This is a genomic window from Mesorhizobium sp. W016 (genome assembly GCF_054719485.1).
Window position 1 is genome coordinate 3,184,084 of the sequence record NZ_JBTTIF010000002.1, and the last position, 18,456, is coordinate 3,202,539.

General features: G+C 63.1%; 22 protein-coding genes. 15 read left to right on the plus strand and 7 right to left on the minus strand.

Annotation, left to right across the window (positions count from 1 at the left end; translation table 11 throughout):
- The first annotated feature begins 105 nt into the window (after nucleotides 1-105).
- The 4 genes from ACYG9V_RS15875 to ACYG9V_RS15890 all read left to right on the plus strand — a co-directional run bounded on the left by ACYG9V_RS15875 (nucleotide 106) and on the right by ACYG9V_RS15890 (nucleotide 5,370).
- Nucleotides 106-1,269 carry an ABC transporter permease gene (locus ACYG9V_RS15875; RefSeq protein WP_023689504.1) on the plus strand — a complete coding sequence of 388 codons (1,164 nt, stop codon included), beginning with the start codon at nucleotides 106-108 and terminating at the stop codon, nucleotides 1,267-1,269.
- Complete coding sequence (locus ACYG9V_RS15880) at nucleotides 1,266-2,204, plus strand: ABC transporter ATP-binding protein (RefSeq protein WP_352764267.1); 939 nt, start codon at nucleotides 1,266-1,268, stop codon at nucleotides 2,202-2,204. The genes ACYG9V_RS15875 and ACYG9V_RS15880 overlap by 4 nt, the downstream gene beginning before the upstream one ends.
- Nucleotides 2,201-2,968 carry an ABC transporter permease gene (locus ACYG9V_RS15885; RefSeq protein WP_023689502.1) on the plus strand — a complete coding sequence of 256 codons (768 nt, stop codon included), beginning with the start codon at nucleotides 2,201-2,203 and terminating at the stop codon, nucleotides 2,966-2,968. Before ACYG9V_RS15880 ends, ACYG9V_RS15885 begins: the two co-directional genes overlap by 4 nt.
- Nucleotides 2,969-3,228: 260 nt before the next feature.
- Nucleotides 3,229-5,370, plus strand: coding sequence for a sodium-translocating pyrophosphatase (locus ACYG9V_RS15890; RefSeq protein ID WP_352764266.1), 2,142 nt, complete (start codon nucleotides 3,229-3,231; stop codon nucleotides 5,368-5,370).
- A 77-nt stretch (nucleotides 5,371-5,447) separates the two neighbouring features.
- Here ACYG9V_RS15890 and ACYG9V_RS15895 read toward each other — a convergent pair whose 3' ends face one another.
- A complete protein-coding gene (locus ACYG9V_RS15895) occupies nucleotides 5,448-6,446 on the minus strand; it encodes a glycosyltransferase family 2 protein (RefSeq protein ID WP_352498379.1) in 999 nt (332 codons plus the stop codon).
- Nucleotide 6,447: 1 nt separating this feature from the next.
- Nucleotides 6,448-6,993 carry a dTDP-4-dehydrorhamnose 3,5-epimerase family protein gene (locus ACYG9V_RS15900; RefSeq protein WP_245259899.1) on the minus strand — a complete coding sequence of 182 codons (546 nt, stop codon included), beginning with the start codon at nucleotides 6,991-6,993 and terminating at the stop codon, nucleotides 6,448-6,450.
- Nucleotides 6,994-7,293: 300 nt separating this feature from the next.
- Between ACYG9V_RS15900 and ACYG9V_RS15905 the strand changes: the two genes are divergently transcribed.
- Nucleotides 7,294-7,755: an anthrone oxygenase family protein gene (locus ACYG9V_RS15905; protein WP_023739315.1), complete on the plus strand. Its 462-nt coding sequence runs from the start codon at nucleotides 7,294-7,296 to the stop codon at nucleotides 7,753-7,755.
- Between the two features lie 75 nt (nucleotides 7,756-7,830).
- Nucleotides 7,831-8,388, plus strand: coding sequence for a hypothetical protein (locus ACYG9V_RS15910; protein WP_352445117.1), 558 nt, complete (start codon nucleotides 7,831-7,833; stop codon nucleotides 8,386-8,388).
- Nucleotides 8,389-8,446: 58 nt separating this feature from the next.
- Here the strand turns inward: ACYG9V_RS15910 and ACYG9V_RS15915 are convergent, their stop codons facing one another.
- Nucleotides 8,447-9,361: a LysR substrate-binding domain-containing protein gene (locus ACYG9V_RS15915; RefSeq protein ID WP_023669366.1), complete on the minus strand. Its 915-nt coding sequence runs from the start codon at nucleotides 9,359-9,361 to the stop codon at nucleotides 8,447-8,449.
- Between the two features lie 209 nt (nucleotides 9,362-9,570).
- On the opposite strand from ACYG9V_RS15915, the gene ACYG9V_RS15920 reads away from it, so the two are divergent.
- On the plus strand, nucleotides 9,571-10,611 hold the full coding sequence (locus tag ACYG9V_RS15920) for a helix-turn-helix domain-containing protein (protein WP_198037304.1): 1,041 nt from the start codon (nucleotides 9,571-9,573) through the stop codon (nucleotides 10,609-10,611).
- 100 nt (nucleotides 10,612-10,711) lie between these two features.
- Here ACYG9V_RS15920 and ACYG9V_RS15925 read toward each other — a convergent pair whose 3' ends face one another.
- A complete protein-coding gene (locus ACYG9V_RS15925; protein ID WP_023669368.1) occupies nucleotides 10,712-11,224 on the minus strand; it encodes an outer membrane protein assembly factor BamE in 513 nt (170 codons plus the stop codon).
- 115 nt (nucleotides 11,225-11,339) lie between these two features.
- On the opposite strand from ACYG9V_RS15925, the gene ACYG9V_RS15930 reads away from it, so the two are divergent.
- The 7 genes from ACYG9V_RS15930 to ACYG9V_RS15960 all read left to right on the plus strand — a co-directional run bounded on the left by ACYG9V_RS15930 (nucleotide 11,340) and on the right by ACYG9V_RS15960 (nucleotide 16,138).
- Entirely contained in the window at nucleotides 11,340-11,882 is a 543-nt protein-coding gene (locus ACYG9V_RS15930; RefSeq protein WP_023689497.1) for a ubiquinol-cytochrome C chaperone family protein, read from the plus strand.
- A 15-nt stretch (nucleotides 11,883-11,897) separates the two neighbouring features.
- Nucleotides 11,898-12,446, plus strand: a complete 549-nt coding sequence (locus tag ACYG9V_RS15935) for a YceD family protein (protein WP_023669370.1) — start codon at nucleotides 11,898-11,900, stop codon at nucleotides 12,444-12,446.
- 147 nt (nucleotides 12,447-12,593) lie between these two features.
- On the plus strand, nucleotides 12,594-13,664 hold the full coding sequence (plsX, locus tag ACYG9V_RS15940; RefSeq protein WP_023669372.1) for a phosphate acyltransferase PlsX: 1,071 nt from the start codon (nucleotides 12,594-12,596) through the stop codon (nucleotides 13,662-13,664).
- 9 nt (nucleotides 13,665-13,673) lie between these two features.
- Nucleotides 13,674-14,645, plus strand: a complete 972-nt coding sequence (locus tag ACYG9V_RS15945; protein ID WP_352764263.1) for a beta-ketoacyl-ACP synthase III — start codon at nucleotides 13,674-13,676, stop codon at nucleotides 14,643-14,645.
- A gap of 104 nt (nucleotides 14,646-14,749) precedes the next feature.
- Complete coding sequence (locus ACYG9V_RS15950; protein WP_006201891.1) at nucleotides 14,750-15,073, plus strand: integration host factor subunit alpha; 324 nt, start codon at nucleotides 14,750-14,752, stop codon at nucleotides 15,071-15,073.
- A gap of 134 nt (nucleotides 15,074-15,207) precedes the next feature.
- Nucleotides 15,208-15,750 (plus strand): MerR family transcriptional regulator, encoded by a 543-nt coding sequence (locus ACYG9V_RS15955; RefSeq protein ID WP_023669374.1) that lies wholly within the window; start codon nucleotides 15,208-15,210, stop codon nucleotides 15,748-15,750.
- 85 nt (nucleotides 15,751-15,835) lie between these two features.
- The gene (locus ACYG9V_RS15960; RefSeq protein WP_023669375.1) at nucleotides 15,836-16,138 is read left to right on the plus strand and encodes a hypothetical protein; all 303 of its coding nucleotides are present in this window, start codon (nucleotides 15,836-15,838) and stop codon (nucleotides 16,136-16,138) included.
- Nucleotides 16,139-16,211: 73 nt separating this feature from the next.
- Here ACYG9V_RS15960 and ACYG9V_RS15965 read toward each other — a convergent pair whose 3' ends face one another.
- Nucleotides 16,212-16,481 (minus strand): hypothetical protein, encoded by a 270-nt coding sequence (locus ACYG9V_RS15965; RefSeq protein ID WP_023669376.1) that lies wholly within the window; start codon nucleotides 16,479-16,481, stop codon nucleotides 16,212-16,214.
- Between the two features lie 412 nt (nucleotides 16,482-16,893).
- On the opposite strand from ACYG9V_RS15965, the gene ACYG9V_RS15970 reads away from it, so the two are divergent.
- Complete coding sequence (locus ACYG9V_RS15970) at nucleotides 16,894-17,097, plus strand: hypothetical protein (RefSeq protein ID WP_023697438.1); 204 nt, start codon at nucleotides 16,894-16,896, stop codon at nucleotides 17,095-17,097.
- Between the two features lie 233 nt (nucleotides 17,098-17,330).
- Here the strand turns inward: ACYG9V_RS15970 and ACYG9V_RS15975 are convergent, their stop codons facing one another.
- Nucleotides 17,331-17,525 carry a hypothetical protein gene (locus tag ACYG9V_RS15975; protein WP_352764261.1) on the minus strand — a complete coding sequence of 65 codons (195 nt, stop codon included), beginning with the start codon at nucleotides 17,523-17,525 and terminating at the stop codon, nucleotides 17,331-17,333.
- Nucleotides 17,526-17,686: 161 nt separating this feature from the next.
- Nucleotides 17,687-18,301 carry a hypothetical protein gene (locus ACYG9V_RS15980; protein WP_352764260.1) on the minus strand — a complete coding sequence of 205 codons (615 nt, stop codon included), beginning with the start codon at nucleotides 18,299-18,301 and terminating at the stop codon, nucleotides 17,687-17,689.
- Between the last annotated feature and the right edge of the window lie 155 nt (nucleotides 18,302-18,456).

Consider the following 18,456-nt stretch of genomic DNA (forward strand, 5'->3'; position numbering starts at 1 on the left):
CGGCCATCTCCCCCGCAAGGGGGGAGATCGGACTTCGCGTCGGCTTGCACCGATCACCAGCGTAGTCTGCGCAACGTGGAAAATCGCTCCTCATGAGGGGCATCCATGACCCTGCGTTTCGACAAGCTCGGCATGGTTATCGCGGCGATCGTTGCCTATGCGGCGTTTCTGGCTCCGTTCGCCACCTTCCGCGCCAATCGTATCGTTCCCGGTCAGGCGCGCTCGATCCTGGAGGCGCTGCCGGCCACAGTCGGGCCGCTACTGCTGGCGATCGTCGTCGTGGCCGCAATTGTTGCCTTGCTGAAAACCCCGCTTGTCCTGCGCCTGGCCGCAAGCGTCGTGGCGCTCGCCGCCCTTGCCATCCTGATCGGTGTCGCCGGCACCTTCCTGACGCCGGCCGGCAACACCTTCGCCCGCATCTCGCCGGCTTCCGGGTTCTGGCTGTTGATCTTTGCCTTCACATTGTTGCTCGCCGACGTGCTGACCAGGCTCAATCTGTCGCCACCGGCCCGCGTCGGCGTGCTCGTCCTCGCGGCGCTGGCCATCGGCTTGTTGCTGATATCGGGGCAGTGGGACAGCCTGTCGATCCTCAAGGAATATGCAAACCGCGCCGATAGTTTCTGGGCCGAAGGCTCCAAGCACATCACGCTGGCGCTGGGGTCGCTGGCGGCGGCGGTGATCGTCGGCCTGCCGCTCGGCATCCTGTGCCACCGCGTCGAACGGTTGCGGGCCGGCGTGCTCAATGTGCTCAACATCGTCCAGACCATACCCTCGATCGCGCTGTTCGGCCTGCTGATCGCGCCGCTGGGCTGGGTCGCCGCGCATGTTCCGGGTGCCGCAGCGCTCGGTATCAGAGGCATCGGCACCGCGCCCGCCTTCGTGGCTTTGTTCCTCTATTCGCTGCTGCCGGTGGTGGCCAACACCGTGGTCGGGCTTGCCGGCGTACCCCGCGCGGCCAATGATGCAGCGCGCGGCATGGGCATGACCGATGGCCAGCGCCTGTTCGGCGTCGAGTTTCCGTTGGCCTTTCCGGTGATCCTCACCGGCATCCGCATCGTGCTGGTGCAGAACATCGGCCTGGCCACCATCGCCGCACTGATCGGCGGCGGCGGCTTTGGCGTCTTCGTCTTCCAGGGCGTCGGCCAGACCGCAATGGACCTGGTGCTGCTCGGCGCCGTGCCGACGGTGGCGCTGGCCTTCGCCGCGGCCATCATCCTCGACGCAGTAATCGAGATGACCGCCACCAGGCGCAGGGTTGAAACGGCATGATCGAGATCGAAGGCATTACCAAGCGCTATGACGCGACGACCGTGGTCGACGACGTGTCCATGGTCGTCGAGCCGCGTACGGTTTGCGTCATTGTCGGTACCTCCGGTTCCGGCAAGACGACGCTGCTGCGAATGATCAACCGGCTGGTCGAGCCGACCGCCGGCGTCATCAAGCTCGACGGCAACGACAACCGCACGCTGCCCGGCTACGAGCTGCGCCGCAGCATCGGCTACGCTATCCAGGGCCACGGCCTGTTCCCGCACCGCACCGTTGCGCAGAACATCGCCACCGTGCCGGTCCTGCTGGGCTGGGACAAGGACCGCATCAAGGCCCGCGTCGATGAGTTGATGACACTCTACCAGCTCGACCCCGAGGCCTATGGCCCGCGCTACCCGCACGAACTGTCCGGCGGGCAACAGCAGCGTGTCGGCGTCGCCCGCGCGCTCGCCGCCGAGCCCAATGTGCTTCTGATGGACGAACCGTTCGGCGCACTCGACCCGATCATCCGCACCAAGGCGCAGGAGGACCTGCTGGCAATCCAGAAGCGCTTCGGCACCACCATCATCCTCGTTACCCACGACATGGAGGAGGCGGTCCACATAGGCGACAAGATCGCCGTCATGGATGCCGGAAAGCTGGTGCAATACGCCAAGCCGGAAGAGATCCTGGCGCGGCCGGCGAACGCCTTCGTCGAAACCCTGGTCGGCGCCAGCGAAAAGCCGTTCCGGCTCTTGTCGCTCGGCCGCGTGCGCGACGCCGTGGAAAAGGGGACTGCCGAAGGCGAGGCGATCCCAGGCGACGCCAGCCAGCGCGACGCGCTGGCCGAGCTTCTGTGGTCGGGCCGGCCGGCGCTGCCGGTCAAGGGCGAAGACGGCAAGCTGCTCGGCCGCGTCACCCTCGACGGGCTGGTGAAGCGCGCGGCGAGGCCGGCATGAAAGGGGCCGGTCTAAAAGCCTGGCTGCCTTCGCTGCTCAGGCTTGCCCTGGTGGTGCTTCTCATAGCCTTCGTCACCAATCCCGGCTGGTTCGAGCCGCTGTTGAAGCCGCTGACCGAAAACAATGCGCCGGCGATCTACAATCAGGGCAGCCTGCTGACGCTGACCCTGCTGCATCTCAGGACCGTGCTGATCGCTACCGTCGCCGCAACCATCGTTGCCGTGGCGCTTGCCATCCTGGTGACCAGGCCGGCGGGCGCCGAATTCCTGCCGCTGTCGCGCAGTCTGGTGAACATCGGCCAGACCTTTCCGCCGGTGGCGGTGCTGGCGCTGGCGGTGCCCGCCGTCGGTTTCGGCGAGAAGCCGACGCTGATTGCGCTGTTTCTCTACGGCCTGCTGCCGATCTTCGAGAACGTGCTGACCGGCCTCACGACACTGCCCGGCAACATCATGGAGGCCGCGCGCGGCGCCGGCATGACGGGCTGGCAAAGGCTGATCAAGGTCGAATTGCCGCTGAGCGCGCCGATCATTCTGGGCGGCATAAGGCTGTCGGTGGTGATCAGCCTGGCCACGGCGACGATCGGTTCGACGGTTGCCGCCAAGACGCTGGGCGAGGTGATCATCGCCGGCCTGCTGTCCAACAATCTCGCCTTCGTCCTGCAAGGCGGCCTGATCGTCGCGGCGCTGGCGGTGCTGATCTATGACGGACTGTCCGCCATCGAGCGCTACACGGCGCGCAAGATGGGGCAGGAGACTGGCGACTGACCTTCGCTGGACTGCGGGCAAAGCATTGACTGACGCGGCGTCATTTCAATCGATCTAATAGCAGGGCATCGGCAATGGGAATGTTGTGGCCTAAACCTTTTGGCTGAAAGCGGGGCAAAAACCGAACAATATCTTGACGTTCCGAGCCCTGTTTCGCATACACCGCTGCGAAGGACGGATTCCGCCTAGGCTTATCCGCTCCCCGCACCAACGGCCCAGGGAGGGGTTCTTTTGGGCCATCAATCGAGGAAAATTCGGCAATGACCATCATTTCTGCCGTCATCGCCTGCGGCTTGCTTTCAATCCTTTACGCCATCTGGGCGACACGATCGGTTCTTGCAGCCGATCAGGGCAATGCACGCATGCAGGAAATCTCCGCCGCCATCCGCGAAGGCGCGCAGGCCTATCTGGCGCGCCAGTACACCACCATCGCCATCGTCGGCGTGGTGGTGCTCGTGCTCGCCTGGTGGCTGCTTTCGATCACCGCCGCGGTCGGCTTCCTGATCGGCGCCGTGCTTTCGGGCGCCGCCGGTTTCATCGGCATGCACGTCTCGGTGCGCGCCAATGTGCGCACCGCGCAGGCTGCGTCCAACAGCCTCGCCGCCGGTCTCGACATCGCCTTCAAGTCGGGCGCCATCACCGGTATGCTGGTGGCTGGCCTGGCGCTGCTCGGCGTGTCGATTTACTACTATATTCTGACCGGCCCGATGGGCCTGCAGCCCAATGACCGCATCGTCATCGATGCGCTGGTTTCGCTCGGCTTCGGCGCTTCGCTGATCTCGATCTTCGCCCGTCTGGGCGGCGGCATCTTCACCAAGGGCGCCGACGTCGGCGGCGATCTCGTGGGCAAGGTCGAAGCCGGTATTCCCGAAGACGATCCGCGCAACCCGGCCACCATCGCCGACAATGTCGGCGATAATGTCGGTGATTGCGCCGGCATGGCCGCCGACCTCTTCGAGACCTATGCGGTGACCGTCGTTGCCACCATGGTGCTGGCTGCCATCTTCTTCGGCGGAACCGCCGCTCTGGGTGCGGCGATGCTCTATCCGCTCGCGATCTGCGGCGCCTGTATCCTGACCTCGATCGTCGGCACCTTCTTCGTCAAGCTCGGTTCCAACGGCTCGATCATGGGCGCCCTCTACAAAGGCCTGATCGTCACCGGCCTGCTGTCGATCGTCGGTCTCGGTGTCGCTACCTCGGCAACCGTCGGCTGGGGCGAGGTCGGCACCGTCGCCGGCATGACCATCATCGGCAAGAACCTGTTCATCTGCGGCCTGATCGGTCTCGTTGTGACCGGTCTTATCGTGGTGATCACCGAATACTATACCGGCACCAACAAGCGCCCGGTGAACTCCATCGCCCAGGCCTCGGTGACCGGTCACGGCACCAACGTCATCCAGGGACTTGCGGTGTCGCTCGAATCGACCGCACTGCCGGCAATCGTCATCGTCGGCGGCATCATCTCGACCTACCAGCTCGCCGGCCTGTTCGGCACGGCGATCGCGGTCACCACCATGCTCGGCCTTGCCGGCACGATCGTCGCCCTCGACGCCTTCGGCCCGGTCACCGACAATGCCGGCGGCATTGCCGAAATGGCCGGCCTGCCCAAGGAAGTGCGCCACTCCACCGACGCGCTCGACGCGGTCGGCAACACCACCAAGGCGGTGACCAAGGGCTATGCCATCGGTTCGGCCGGCCTCGGCGCGCTGGTGCTGTTTGCGGCCTATTCGAACGATTTGAAGTTCTTTGCCGCCAATGGCGACAAATATCCGTACTTCCAGGGCATGGGCGATGTCTCCTTCGACCTCTCCAATCCCTACGTCGTAGCCGGCCTGATCTTCGGCGGTCTGATCCCGTATCTGTTCGGCGGCATCGCCATGACGGCCGTCGGCCGTGCGGCCGGCGCCATCGTCGAGGAAGTGCGCAAGCAGTTCCGCGAGGATCCGGGCATCATGGCCGGCACCTCCAAGCCAAACTATGCCCGCGCCGTCGACCTTCTGACCAAGGCGGCGATCCGCGAAATGATCATCCCCTCGCTGCTGCCGGTGCTGGCGCCGCTCGTCGTCTATTTCGGCGTGCAGCTGATCTCGGGCTCCAAGGCGTCCGCCTTTGCGGCGCTCGGCGCCTCGTTGCTCGGCGTCATCGTCAACGGCCTGTTCGTCGCCATCTCGATGACTTCGGGCGGCGGCGCCTGGGACAATGCCAAGAAGTCGTTCGAGGACGGTTTTGTCGACAAGGACGGCGTCAAGCACCTCAAGGGGTCCGAAGCGCACAAGGCTTCGGTCACCGGCGACACGGTTGGCGATCCCTACAAGGACACCGCCGGCCCGGCGGTCAACCCGGCAATCAAGATCACCAACATCGTGGCGCTTCTGCTGCTGGCCGTGCTCGCGCACGGCTAAGGCAACGCCACTGCTTCAGGAACAAACCCGCGGGAGCGATCCCGCGGGTTTTTGTTTGAGATTTACGCTGGTGGCAGTCAACCCTCATCCGGCTCGGTCCCGGCATCGCCGCGCTTGCTGTAGCGATCGAGCAATTCGCTCACGCCAGGTTCGCGCTCAGGCATCGGCGCCAGGCCACGCAGGCGCCGCAGCTTGGCAAGGAAGGCGCCACGCTTATACTTGCGGCGGAAGGCGCGGGCGCGGGGATGGATGCCAAGAGCCGCCATCAGCCTGCGCCTGAGATAACTCGATGCCGCCAGGCGAATGGGTTCGCCCGCGCAGCCAAGGATTTTCACGCGCAAGGCGTCTGGCGTCTGCATGGCATCCAGAAGATCCTTCTGTTCCTGCGCATTGTCGCCGAGATAGGAACCCTTGCGTATGCCGGAATGCAACTTGATCACCGTGAGGTGCGGCATCGTCGCGATCACCGCGCCCTTTCGCCATGCCCGAAACAGCCAGTCCTGCGAGCTTTCGCAAAAGCACTGGCTGGCGGGTCGCCAAGGTCCGAGCAGGCTGAACGAAGCGCGGCGAAACATGTGTGCCGAGCCAAATCCTTCCGTCGTGACGGGGTCGTAAAAACCATCCTTGCCGATCCCGAAGATCGAATTGACAGGATTGCCGGCCGCCGACGGCGGCTGGATGACGGCACCGCGCGCCAGCACCACGTCGGCGCCCGAGGCGTCGATCCAGCCGGTCATCGCCGCCAAATGGTCGGGAAACCACAGATCGTCGTGGTTGAGCAAGGCGACGAAGCGGCCACGCGCCCTGGCAAAGCCGATATTGTTGGGACCGGACTGTTCGCCGAAATTGACAGGAAGATCGATGTAGACGATGCGGGCATCGTCAAATTCAGCGACAACGGCCGCCGTATCCGGCCTGCAATCGTCGCCGATGACCAAGGCTTCCCAGCCTTGCAACGTCTGGCGCATGACGCTGGTCAATGCCTGCCGCAGTGCTGCCGGCCGGTTGTGCGTCGCGATCACGATCGAGACCAGCGGTTCGCCGCCGGCCTGATCGCGCTGCGCCGATGCTTCCACGCTACACCAGTCTGTAGGGAATGTGGTCAGTGTCTGGCGGCAGGCGCCAATGGTCGGGCTGATCGTAGGCATAGGCCTTGTCGACGAGGTTGAGCAGCACCGCCGTCTCCGCTCCGAGCGAAACAACACCGTGCCATATTCCGGGTGGAATGATGACGACCGCCGGGCGCAACGGGCCGATAATCTTGTGCCAGACGGCGCCGAAGGTCGGCGAGGCCTTGCGTCCGTCAAACAGCGAAATGCGAACGCTGCCGACGCAGCAGAACAGCCGGTCGGTGGTCACCGCGTGTGCATGCCAGCCAGTCACCGCGCCGGCATACAAGGTCCGTTGGAAGACCTGGCCGACCGGCTCCGAATCGAGCTCCCACTCCTCGCGAAAGATCTCGGTCAGATAGCCGGTGGAGGTTGCGACCGGCCTGATCTCCTTGACCCTCACGCCATCGATCGCCACCGGCTCGATGGGTATCCAGTCAGGCGTGACCACCTGGCCGTCAGCCGTTCCGGTCGCCATCCAGCCTGTCGGTTTTGTCCGGGTTTTTTCCGGCACGGATGCTCCTCCCAATTCAGCGTGATGCGCCATTGGCCAGCACGGTCTGATACGAATTTGACCGGTCGCTGGCAAGTACGCGTCAAGGTTTGCTGATAGGCTTCGATCTCACGCACTTGATGTTTCCGACGCAATCGGAGGGCCGCATTGCCCAAAACATCGTTCCATCCTACCCAAGCCCGGACCGTTCGCCTGCTTTAATACCCCGGCCATTGGCCAGGACATTGCGATCGACGCGGTGTCGGGCTCGCCTCTGCGGCGATTTTGGCCAGGGAAACGACATTCGGGCAGGGAAAAGACATGGACATTTTCTTGATGGCGGCTTCGCTTGCGCTGGCTGGAATTATTGCCGGCATCTACGTCTCGGGTGTAATCCACGATTTTCGCATCGATGATCTTACCGCCGGCCAGTACATGGCCATGCATCAGATGCGCGACCGGACGTTTACCCGGGTGATGCCGTTAGTCAGGCTGACGACGCTGGTGCTGATCGCGGCGATGGCGATGTTTGCGGTCGATGCCGGCCTGCCGCGCATCCTGACCATCGTCGCCGCGGCGCTGGTGGTGATCGACATTGGCTTCACCGTCAGCCGTCAGGTGCCGCTCAACAAACAGGTGCAGAGCTGGACGCCGGTGACCATCCCCGATGATTGGGCGCAGACGCGCGACAGCTGGGCGGCCAACCACAATTTGCGCCTTGTGCTTGGACTGGCCGAATACGCCTGCCTGTTTGCCGCGGTCATCCTGACGCTCAGCCGGTGATTCAGTTTTTGCGGAACGCCGCGGCATGGGTCGGCACTTCTGCCGGCCGCCGCCGTTGAAAACAGGAGTATTGCCATGCTGCATCACGCTTCATTCAACGCCCGCGATCCGCAGGCCGTCGCCAGCGTCCTTGCCGAAATGCTTGTCGCCACCGCGGTTCGTGCGCCGTCGCCGCCATTTCCTGAGGGCGCATGGTTTGTCTGCCTCGGCGACGATTTCGGCTCGCTGATCGAAATCCTACCGTGCGGCACGGTTCTGGACCAGCAAGCGCCGCTCGGCATCGGCTTCGACCCGAACATGCGCCTGCGCTCCGGCTCGCATGTGCTGCTCAGCACGCCCAATTCGACCGAAACCATCCAGGGCATTGCCGCCCGCATGGGCTGGCATAGCGAGCTGATCGATGCGCGCCTGTTCAAGGTGCTCAAGGTCTGGGTCGAGGACGAAACCCTCGTCGAATTCCTGACGCCCGAGGTCGCACCGCTGTACCGCGCGAGATTCGGCTGGGGCGGCATGGCGACACTCGACGCCAAGCTGCGCGAGCTGGAGAGCCAGATGGCGGCAGCGCTTGCCGCCAAGGCCGCGAACCAGTCGGGCCGCAAGGATGAGCAACCGGCCGGTGCAATGAGTCCGTGAGCACCGGGGGGCACCTTCTGCTGACCTCCCGAGGAGAGTTCCCAAACGGCCGCCGAGGTCAACCGGCGCCGGCGCTGTCGCCGGCTTCCGCCTTCAGCCAGTTGATGAACGATCTGGCAGGCTCCCAGGCGGAGATGGACGGGTGGACGACGACGTAGTGGTTCCAGTTCGTCGGTATGTCCGTTGTCAGGAGGCGCACGAGCCTGCCGGTGCGCAAATCGCTCTCGACCAGCGACTTCCTCGCGATAGCGACGCCCAGACCGCTGGCCGCCGCTTCGACCGCCAGCAAGGTGCCGTTCAGATTCATGCCGTCGCCAACCGTATCCAGCGGCAGATTGTTTCTCTCGAACCAGTGGCGCCAATTGGCGCCGCTCTCGTCATTTTCGGCCGTCGTGTCGAGGATGCGAAACAGTCGCAGCACATCGTGCTGGTCTCTGACCGGGCCGTTGGCGGCGAGATAGTCGGGACTGACGACAGGAAAGATCGCATCAGCCATCAGCCATTCGGTCTCGACGGCCGGATAGTGTCCGCCGCCGAAGCGCAATGCGATGTCGACTGTTCGCTGCGAAAGGTCGACGACTGCAAGATCCGCATTGATGTCGATCTCTGTTTCGGGATGCTTTTTGCGAAACCTGTGCAGACGCGGGGCCAGCCAGCGCACGGCATGCGAAGGAATGGCGGTGACCCTCAGCCTCGTGCGCTCGTTGCGCGCGACACTCGCGATCGTGCTCTGGATTTCCAGCAGTGCGCGTCTCACGCCCGCGGACAATCTTTCGCCTTCAAGCGTTAGTTCGACGCGGCGGACATGGCGGGTGAACAGAAGCACGCCGAGATCGGCTTCGAGATCGGCGATGCGGTGGCTGAGCGCGCTTGGCGTAACATTCAGCTCATCGCCAGCGCGCTTGAAGCTGCCCAGCCGGGCAATGACCTCGAAAGCCCGAATGGATTCCAGTTGTGGAAGCCGTCTTGTCATCTGCCGTTACCCTATCTTGCCCCTGGGTTTCTTAGCATGAATGAACTAAGCTCATCCATAGCTTCGTAAATAGTCTTTTGTCCAAGTGCGCAAATCATTGTAGCCATCCACTGCCCCCCGATTGCCGCCGTCGGAATGAGAGGCCGTTCATGGAACGAGCCTCGACTACGAACGACAGTGAAATGAAGACAATCGCTTGGGAGTACCCCATGACTATTCGACCCCCCGAGTTTGCGCATGCGCGCTTTTCGACCTCCATGTGGCCGCGAGCGGAATGGCGAAACGTCTATTGCGACCTGTTGCGCCGGATGGTGACCGACATGGATTTTAACGTCACGGAGGAAAAGCTCTCCGTCGACGCGACCATCCTGCGGCTGCCGGGCGTCGGCATTGCCGATTCGAGGACCACCGCCTTCCGCACCATCCGTTCCCGCGCCATGGCCAAGGGGACCGATGATTACATTTTCTTCATGTGTCTGGAGGGCGCTGCCACCTTCTCGCATCTCGGCCGCGAGGCCAGCATCGAGGCCGGCCAGGCAATCCTTCTGTCCTCCTCTGATCCGCATGTGATCGAGCGGGCGATGTCGCATCATCTCTTCATCACCATCCCCAAGGCAGCGCTCGGGCCCATGGCTGCGAATGCGGACGCCGCCCTGATGACGCCGATGTCATGCGTGGGCGAAAAGTTCTTGCTGCTGACCAGCTATGTCCGTCTGCTGATGCAGGAGCCGAACCTGGCCGCGTCCGAATTGCGCTGGCTTGCCGCCAAGCACATACAGGACCTTGTCGCGGTCGTGGTCGGGGCAACGCAGGACGCCACTGAGGTCGCCGCAGGCCGCGGCATACGCGCCGCGCGGCTGCGCGCCATCAAAGCCGATATCGAAAGCAATCTGGCTTCCGGCGATGTCGGGTCGGACGCCCTGGCCGGGCGCCACCGCGTCAGCGCGCGCTATATCAGAAAGCTGTTCGAGGGTGAGGGTACCTCGCTGTCGCAGTTCGTGCTTGGCCGGCGGCTGGCGCTGGTTTGCAGCAAGCTAGCCGACCTGCGCCTGGCACACCGCACCATCGGCGCCATCGCCTTCGACGCCGGCTTCGGCGATCTCTCGACCTTCAACCACGCCTTCCGCCGGCATTTCGGCATGACGCCTTCGGAAGCGCGGCAGAGTGCGGCTGTGCACCGCGCCTCGCTGGAGCCCGGCGGCCGAACAGGCCACGCGCGGCAAAGCGCGACGGGTGTTGCGGCCGCATGACCTCAAAACAAAAGCCCGCAGGATCGCTCCCGCGGGCTTTTGGTCGCCTGAGATGGTGTCGCTTCGGGGGAAGCAAAAATCTAAGGAAGGCGGTCGCTTCTTAGGCGCCGCCGCCAGGAATGGGGGGCGCCAGCTTGCTGGCGCCTTTGATGATCTGGCTGAGGAAGTTCTGGTCCTTGCCGCCGGTCGGCGTGGTGCGCGAGATGAAGTCGAAAATCTTGCCGTCCTTCAGACCGTAATTGGCAATCTGGGTGACGCGCCCGTCCTCGCCAAAATAGACCGCGAGCACTTTCTGGTCGACCAGGCGCGGCTTGTCGAAAGCGACATAGCGCTTGCGCGTCTGCGAAATGTAATAGAACGCCTCATTGTCGAAGGTGGCTTTCGTCGATGGCGTGCCGAGCGCCAGAAGCACCTGTTCGCGGCTGGAGCCCACCGGCACCGAATCGACCGCCTGCTGGTCGATAACATAGCCCTGCGTCAGCGTCTCGCTAGGGTTAAGGTCGCCGAACATCTTGGACGAATTGCAGCCCGACAGCGCGGAAGCCACCAGCACCAGCGAAACCGCGGCGGTGGCCCCAGGCAGAAAAGTCGACTTGAATTTCAGCGCGCGCAACAACAACTCCATTAGCTGGCCGCAACTTGCGCTGGGCGGCAAAACCGGTAAACCAGCTTGCTTGCCGATGCAACAAGGCCCATTCAAACAATCGGTCCCCAGGAGACCACCCTCAATGTTCCAGCGCCTTTTTGGCCGCGAACGCAACGCCAACCGCGCTATCACCGAGGCGCTTTACGCACAAATCGTGGCGGCGGCGCGGCAGACCGTGTTTTATTCCCACTGGAATGTGCCGGATACGCCGCTCGGCCGTTTCGAGATGTTGTCGCTGCACATGTTCCTGTTTCAGCACCGGCTGCGCGGCGAAGAGGGCGTCGCGCAAGAGGTCGCGCAGGTGCTGATCGACGAGTTCTTTCTCGATGTCGAGCATTCGCTGCGGGAACTGGGCGTTGGCGATGTCGGCGTGCCCAAGCGCATGAAGAGGCTGGCCAAAATGTTCTACGGCCGTACCGCCGCCTATGACGACGCGCTGGGACGCAGCGACCGCGACGCGCTTGCTGCCGCCCTGGCGCGCAATGTCAGACCCGATGCCGGCGCCTGGCCGCAAGCCTTGCCGCTGGCGTCCTATGTAATCGATGCCGCCAGGCAGCTTGAAGCACAGCCGTCCGAATCGATCGTTTCCGGTGCCGTGGCGTTTCCCGTCGCGAAAGCGGAGTGAGGAGGGGAGACCAAGATGAAACATGTGGACACGCCTAGCCCGGTCTCATTCGCGGCCAATGTCGGCCGCCTGCCGCACAAAGGTTTGCAGGTGGTGATCGACGCCGACGCCGCGCAGCGCGCAATGCTTGCGCGCGAGCACGAGCTGCTTTCGGTCGAAAACTACCGTGCTGAGCTTTTGGTGGCGCCGTGGAAGCGCAATGGCGTCAAGGTCAGCGGCCGCGTCGAGGCTGATATCACCCAGGCCTGCATCGTCACCCTTGAGCCGGTCGCGGCCCATATCGACGAGGAGGTCGAGGCGCTGTTCTTGCCCGAACAATCCAAACTCGGACGGCAAGGTTTCGAAGGCGGCGGCGAGATCCTGCTCGACGCCGACGGGCCAGACGGCCCGGAAACATTCTCCGGCGACACGATCGACGTCGGCGCGCTCGCCGAACAGTTCTTCGGGCTGGCGATCGATCCCTATCCGCGCAAGGCAGGCGCCTCTCTCGATGCCGCCGGCCCGGACGAGCCCGTCGAGAATGAATTCCAGCAAAAGCTGCGATCCTTGCTTGGAAAATCCTAAAACACGAAGCGATCGGAGAAAAGCCGGTTGTGCGGCAGCCCAAAACCGCTATTTTCGCCGAACCTTCGCGAGCCCCCGAATTTCGCGAGTTTAGTATTTCTTTCGCGGGCCATGTGCCCTGGCCCAAGCTAGTGAGATAAAGACCGCGTGATCAGGATTTCCATCGATGCCATGGGTGGCGATCACGGGCCAAACGTGGTCATCCCGGCACTCATGACGGTCGCCGTCAGGCGTCCCGACATCCGCTTCGTCATATATGGGCGCGAGGAATTGGTGCGCCCCGAACTCGCCAAATTTCCCAAACTGGCCGAGGTCAGCGAGTTCCACCATTGCGAAGTCGCGGTCAGGATGGATGACAAGCCGAGCCAGGCGCTGCGCCACGGCCGCTGGAAGTCGTCGATGTGGAAGGCTGTCGAAGCAGTCAAGAGTGGCAGCGCGCAGGCCTGCATTTCGGCCGGCAATACCGGCGCGCTGATGGCGATGTCGAAGTTCTGCCTGCGCACGATGGCGACCATCGATCGTCCGGCGATCGCGGCGATCTGGCCCACGATGCGCGGCGAGAGCGTGGTGCTGGATGTCGGCGCCACCATCGGCGCCGATGCGCACCAGCTGATCGACTTTGCCATTCTCGGCACCGGCATGGCGCGCTCGGTGTTCGGCATCGACCGGCCGAAAGTCGGCCTGCTCAATGTCGGCGTCGAGGAGATCAAGGGACAGGAAGAGGTCAAGGAAGCCGGGCGCATGCTGCGCGAGGCCAACATGGCCTCGATGAATTATCACGGCTTCGTCGAGGGTGACGACATCGGTAAGGGCACGGTCGACGTGGTCGTCACCGAGGGCTTCGCCGGCAACATCGCGCTCAAGACGGCAGAAGGCACTGTGCGCCAGATCTCAGGCTATCTGCGCGCCGCGATGAACCGCACGCTGATGGCCAGGATCGGCTATGTCTTCGCCAAGGGCGCTTTTGACCGCCTGCGCGAAAAGCTCGATCCGGGCCGCTCCAATGGCGGTGTTTTCCTGGGTCTGAACGGCATCGTGGTAAAGAGCCATGGCGGCGCCGATTCGGACGGTTTCGCGGCGGCCATCGAGCTTGGCTACGACATGGTGCGCAACAATCTGATCGACCGCATCGAGGCCGATCTCGACCTGTTCCATGCGCGCAACCCGCATGCCCAGGCAAACAGGAAATCCGACGCCACCGTCGACGAAAAGGAATAGGAAAGAGCTTTGATCAGATCAGTCGTGCGCGGCACCGGTGCTGCGCTGCCCCGCCGCATCATGAAGAATGCCGATTTCGAAGGCATGGTCGAGACCTCGGACGAGTGGATCGCCCAGCGCACCGGCATCCGCCAGCGTCATATCTCCGCCGATGACGAGACGACGGCGTCGCTGGGCGAGGCGGCGGCGCGCGCAGCGCTCGACAATGCTGGTCTTACGCCTGCCGACATTGATCTGATCGTGCTGGCGACCTCGACGCCCAACAACACCTTTCCGGCGACCGCCGTCGAGATCCAGAACCGGCTCGGCATGCATCACGGCTTTGCCTTCGACCTGCAGGCGGTGTGCTCGGGCTTCGTCTATGCGGTGACCACCGCCGACCTCTACATCAGAGGCGGCCTCGCCAAGCGCGTGCTGGTGATCGGCGCGGAGACCTTTTCTCGCATCCTCGACTGGAGCGACCGCTCGACCTGCGTCTTGTTCGGCGACGGCGCCGGCGCGCTGGTGCTGGAAGCGGATGAGGGCACCGGCGGCATTGCCGACCGTGGCGTGCTGGCGATGAGCCTGCGCTCCGACGGCGCCCACAAGGACAAGCTTTTCGTCGATGGCGGTCCCTCGACCACCGGCACGGTCGGCCATCTCAGGATGGAAGGCCGCGAAGTGTTCAAGCACGCCGTCGGCATGATCACCGATGTCATCGAGGCGACGTTTTCGCAGGCCGGCATAACCGCCGACGACCTCGACTGGTTCGTGCCGCATCAGGCCAATAAACGCATTATTGACGCTTCGGGCAAGAAGCTCGGGATTGCTGAGCAAAAGGTGGTGGTCACCGTCGATTTGCACGGTAACACCTCGGCTGCTTCCGTGCCGCTGGCGCTTTCGGTGGCCGTCGCCGACGGTCGCATCAAGAAGGGTGATCTCGTGCTCCTGGAAGCGATGGGCGGAGGCTTCACCTGGGGCGCGGTTCTCGTTCGCTGGTAAGTGCCGAACGGTCCGGTTTCGGTCCTTGACCTTGCCGGATCAATTACTTAGGCTCTGCCTTTACCTGTATCGATTTATGTTTTTTGAACTGATGGGACGGTCGCATGGGGGGAAAGACACTTACGCGCGCCGACCTTGCCGAAGCTGTTTACCGTAAGGTCGGCTTGTCACGCACTGAATCGGCAGAACTCGTCGAAGCGGTGCTGGACGAAATCTGTGAAGCCATCGTACGCGGCGAGACGGTGAAGCTGTCGTCCTTCGCCACCTTCCACGTCCGTTCCAAGAACGAACGCATCGGCCGCAATCCCAAGACCGGCGAGGAAGTGCCGATCCTGCCGCGCCGGGTGATGACCTTCAAGTCGTCGAACGTGCTGAAAAGCCGTATCCTGCGCTCGCACCAGAACAGCAAGGCCAAGGGCGGCAAATAGGTTCTGCCGCAGGCTTCGGTTGAAAACGCCGGGCCGTTTTGACGCCGGGCTTGAATATTGTTTCATAAACCGCTGAAATGATACCCGATTCGGTAGACTGGGCCGGATCGCCGTCCAGCGTGAGGATTTCGCCCATGGACAAGAGCCCCGACGCTTTCCGCACCATCAGCGAGGTCGCGGAGGATCTCGATCTGCCGCAGCACGTGCTGCGCTTCTGGGAAACCCGTTTCAACCAGATCAAGCCGATGAAGCGCGGCGGCGGCCGCCGCTACTACCGGCCACAGGATGTCGAACTGATCAAGGGCATCCGCCACATGCTCTACGACCAGGGTTACACGATCAAGGGCGTGCAGAAACTGCTGCGCGAGAACGGCAACCATTTCCTGGTCGCCATCGGCAATGGCGACATGGCTGCCGTCGAAGCGATCTCGCAGCGCAGGCAGGCCGATCAGGTGCCGCTGACGCCAGCCGCCCAGCCGCGCGGCATGGATGACGAGATGCTGGTCGGTCAGCCCAAGGTAAAACCCAGCCGCCGCTTTTTCGGCCTGGGCAAGACCGAGGAGGAAGGTCCGGTCCAGCCCGGCGCATCGAAACTGTCGCGCGACAACCGGGCCTTGCTGCAGGAGGCGCTGTTTGACCTCCTGGAGTGCAAGCGCCTGCTCGACCAGGTGCGCTAACCTTTCAGCTGCCCTCGGGCAAGCAGACCGGAACCGGTTCTGCGGCCATGCGTTTGGCCTTCTCTCAAAAGAAGGAAAAACAATCATGGTATCGCTTTCGACCCTCTCCGATCTCGATCTCGAAAAGCAGGTCGCGACCCTTTCCAAAGAGCTCGCCGCGTTGCGCAAAGTCGTGGCCAAACGCGGCGGTGCTTACTACGAGGACGGGCGCGATGCCGCTTCGGACTATTATGGGCAGCTTGCCGACCTTGTCAGCGATGCGCTGCCGGCGATCAGGAAGCAGGGCAGGGCGATCGAAAAGACGGCGCGCGATCGTCCGGCAACAGCCGCTGCTGTTGGGTTGGTCGTGGTCGGCCTTCTCGCCAGCTTGTTGCTCAGCCGGCGCTAAAACAATTCACGAAAACAAAAAGAAAATGGCGGCCGTCCCGCGGACGACCGCCATTTCCCTGATCTCCGGCCGATTACTTGGCGAGCTTGATCTTGGCCTGCGGCGAAACCTGCGCGGTCTGGCTGCACTTGCCATAGACAGTGCCATTCTTGTCCGTGGCGTCGGTATAGGTGCCTTTGCACTCGATCGAGAGCACCAGGCAATGACCGGAGCCCTTGCAAACCGCGCCGCCGTCGCCCGTGGGATGCGTGCCGTTGGCGAAAGCCGAGGTCGGAACGGAAGCCGAACCGAAGGCCGAGACGATGAGGGCCGCGGCGAGCGTGATGCGCTTGAAGTTGGTCATTTGAGCATTTCCTTCTCTGGATCGAGGATCGCCACCATGGCGTCCTTCTGTGTTGGGATCGCCTTCTCGGCGTCCATGCCGGTTAGTGCGGCCTCCAAAGCAAAGGTTCATGCGTGGTTCGAATTTTCTTCGCGTTTTTTCGCGACGTCGATTTTTAACCTTCGCCAACGGACGGCGCCTGGCGGGGCCGGCATCGATCATGCATTTCGCGTGAAGGGCGCTGACGTAGCAGCGCGGCATCCCATGCGAAGGTCACACGGTGGCGTGCCCAAATGGCCAGCCAAGACCTAGTCCGCCCCCGGCTCTTGTCAGGTGGCGGCAGCAGTCATTGCCGCCACTTGGCACCGCGCTTTCTGCCACTCCCGGCTGCGACTATAACGCCAGTCCAAAGGTACCGGCGGAGGAGACGGGCGTGGTCGCAAATTACATCGACGAGTTCATCATGTTCTGCGCTGGGTTGTGGATGACAGGCGTTGGTTTTGGGCTGCTCCAAAGTCCTTTTCAGGCCCAGCAAGGTCAGCAGCCATGGTGGCTGCAGGTCGCGAAGCATTTCAAATGGATGGGGCCGCTTTTGATTTTGATCGCAATAGTGCTCGCGTTCGCGGCGCCGTCCTAGCGGGTTCCGACGGCATTGAGAGACCCGGGGTGTCCTGCAACTGGCTACCGCTGTGTTGTCGGCCTTGCGCCGGATACGTTCGTTGGGTGCGCTGTGGTTGCTCGCATTCTGGCGCATGGGCGCCATCGAATCCTGCCTTCAGCTTTTCCACGTGTCGCCTGGCAAAAACCAACGGGAAGGCGGCCTTGGCGAGGACTCCAGGGCCAGCCTTCCCGTTGGGCAAGTCGGCCCTGTCAGGCCTTCTTGGCCTCCACCTTGTTGTGGTGGTGGTGGTGGTGGTGATGGCGGTGATGCTTGTTGTGATGATGATGATGGTGGTGATGCTTCTTGTGCAGCGGTGCTGCGTCGGCGCTGCTGGCGCCGATGAGGGGCAGAGAGACAGCCAGGGCAAAAGCCAGCCCGAGAGCCGACAGGAGGGACTTCTTCATGACTTCGTTTCCTTTTCTGCGCGGGCTGAATTTGGCCGTCACCGAGCAAGATCGGTGCCGGTGAACCCCGCAGTCATGACTATCGCCTCCGAACTTTTCGACAGTTTTTCCGGACTGTAGAATTTTGTTTCTGGATTGTGTCTGGCGGCTTCGTCGGCAACCTACATCGGCGGAATGACGCCGTTGGTGCCGACAACGACCCGGCCCGCGGTCAGCTTGCCGTCGCTGCCGCGCTCGGCGTTGACGAACACCACAGCGCCAGGCTTGAGGTCGGCGGGCGTCGCCGGCGCGAAGGTCACCACCGGCGTCGTCTGCGGGATCGCGATCTGCTTTTTCTGGCCATTGTCGTAGGTCAGCGTCACCGTGCGACCTGCAATCTCGGTGACATCGGCGACCGTGCCGTTGGTCATCCGGCTGTTGGGCTCGAGATCCCACGGGCGGTCGCCTTCGCCGGCGCCCTTCAGCGCGGCCGGGAAGATCACCACCTCAAGCGCGCCGCTGCCGCCATCGGCCTTCGAAACAGAGGCAATGCCGAGGAAATCGCCTTGCTTGATATCCCCGGCATCCGCCTTGGCGACGCCGGAAATCTTCCACCCTTCAGCCAGCGCGATGGCGTCGGTAGCGCCTTCGCGGGTCTTCACCGTCAGCGTCGCTCCGGCAAAGGCGGTCACCGTGCCGCGAATGCGCACGGCCTTGGCGGCTTGCGCCGCGACCATGCTCGCGCCAGCGAGGCCTGAAATCGTGGCGAGCACGATGGCTGATGTCTTGAATGTCATGGATCTGATCCTCTTGGGAAAAGCTGGCCCGATGCGGCTTCCAGCAACATCAGGCTAACGCGCGAGCGGCGCAAAACCGCTGAACACTTCGGCGTGCGGCCCTTCAAAAGAACTTGATTGGGAGATCGGGGCGGAGATCCTATATGTGCCCTGGC

What these genes read in the sequence shown, in the direction of transcription:
- ACYG9V_RS15875 (WP_023689504.1), top strand. Translation starts at nt 106, where the DNA reads ATGACCCTGCGTTTCGACAAGCTCGGCATGGTTATCGCGGCGATCGTT.
- ACYG9V_RS15880 (WP_352764267.1), top strand. Translation starts at nt 1,266, where the DNA reads ATGATCGAGATCGAAGGCATTACCAAGCGCTATGACGCGACGACCGTG.
- ACYG9V_RS15885 (WP_023689502.1), top strand. Translation starts at nt 2,201, where the DNA reads ATGAAAGGGGCCGGTCTAAAAGCCTGGCTGCCTTCGCTGCTCAGGCTT.
- ACYG9V_RS15890 (WP_352764266.1), top strand. Translation starts at nt 3,229, where the DNA reads ATGACCATCATTTCTGCCGTCATCGCCTGCGGCTTGCTTTCAATCCTT.
- ACYG9V_RS15905 (WP_023739315.1), top strand. Translation starts at nt 7,294, where the DNA reads ATGGACATTTTCTTGATGGCGGCTTCGCTTGCGCTGGCTGGAATTATT.
- ACYG9V_RS15910 (WP_352445117.1), top strand. Translation starts at nt 7,831, where the DNA reads ATGCTGCATCACGCTTCATTCAACGCCCGCGATCCGCAGGCCGTCGCC.
- ACYG9V_RS15915 (WP_023669366.1), bottom strand. Translation starts at nt 9,361, where the DNA reads ATGACAAGACGGCTTCCACAACTGGAATCCATTCGGGCTTTCGAGGTC.
- ACYG9V_RS15920 (WP_198037304.1), top strand. Translation starts at nt 9,571, where the DNA reads ATGACTATTCGACCCCCCGAGTTTGCGCATGCGCGCTTTTCGACCTCC.
- ACYG9V_RS15930 (WP_023689497.1), top strand. Translation starts at nt 11,340, where the DNA reads ATGTTCCAGCGCCTTTTTGGCCGCGAACGCAACGCCAACCGCGCTATC.
- ACYG9V_RS15935 (WP_023669370.1), top strand. Translation starts at nt 11,898, where the DNA reads ATGAAACATGTGGACACGCCTAGCCCGGTCTCATTCGCGGCCAATGTC.
- ACYG9V_RS15950 (WP_006201891.1), top strand. Translation starts at nt 14,750, where the DNA reads ATGGGGGGAAAGACACTTACGCGCGCCGACCTTGCCGAAGCTGTTTAC.
- ACYG9V_RS15955 (WP_023669374.1), top strand. Translation starts at nt 15,208, where the DNA reads ATGGACAAGAGCCCCGACGCTTTCCGCACCATCAGCGAGGTCGCGGAG.
- ACYG9V_RS15960 (WP_023669375.1), top strand. Translation starts at nt 15,836, where the DNA reads ATGGTATCGCTTTCGACCCTCTCCGATCTCGATCTCGAAAAGCAGGTC.
- ACYG9V_RS15965 (WP_023669376.1), bottom strand. Translation starts at nt 16,481, where the DNA reads ATGACCAACTTCAAGCGCATCACGCTCGCCGCGGCCCTCATCGTCTCG.
- ACYG9V_RS15975 (WP_352764261.1), bottom strand. Translation starts at nt 17,525, where the DNA reads ATGAAGAAGTCCCTCCTGTCGGCTCTCGGGCTGGCTTTTGCCCTGGCT.
- ACYG9V_RS15980 (WP_352764260.1), bottom strand. Translation starts at nt 18,301, where the DNA reads ATGACATTCAAGACATCAGCCATCGTGCTCGCCACGATTTCAGGCCTC.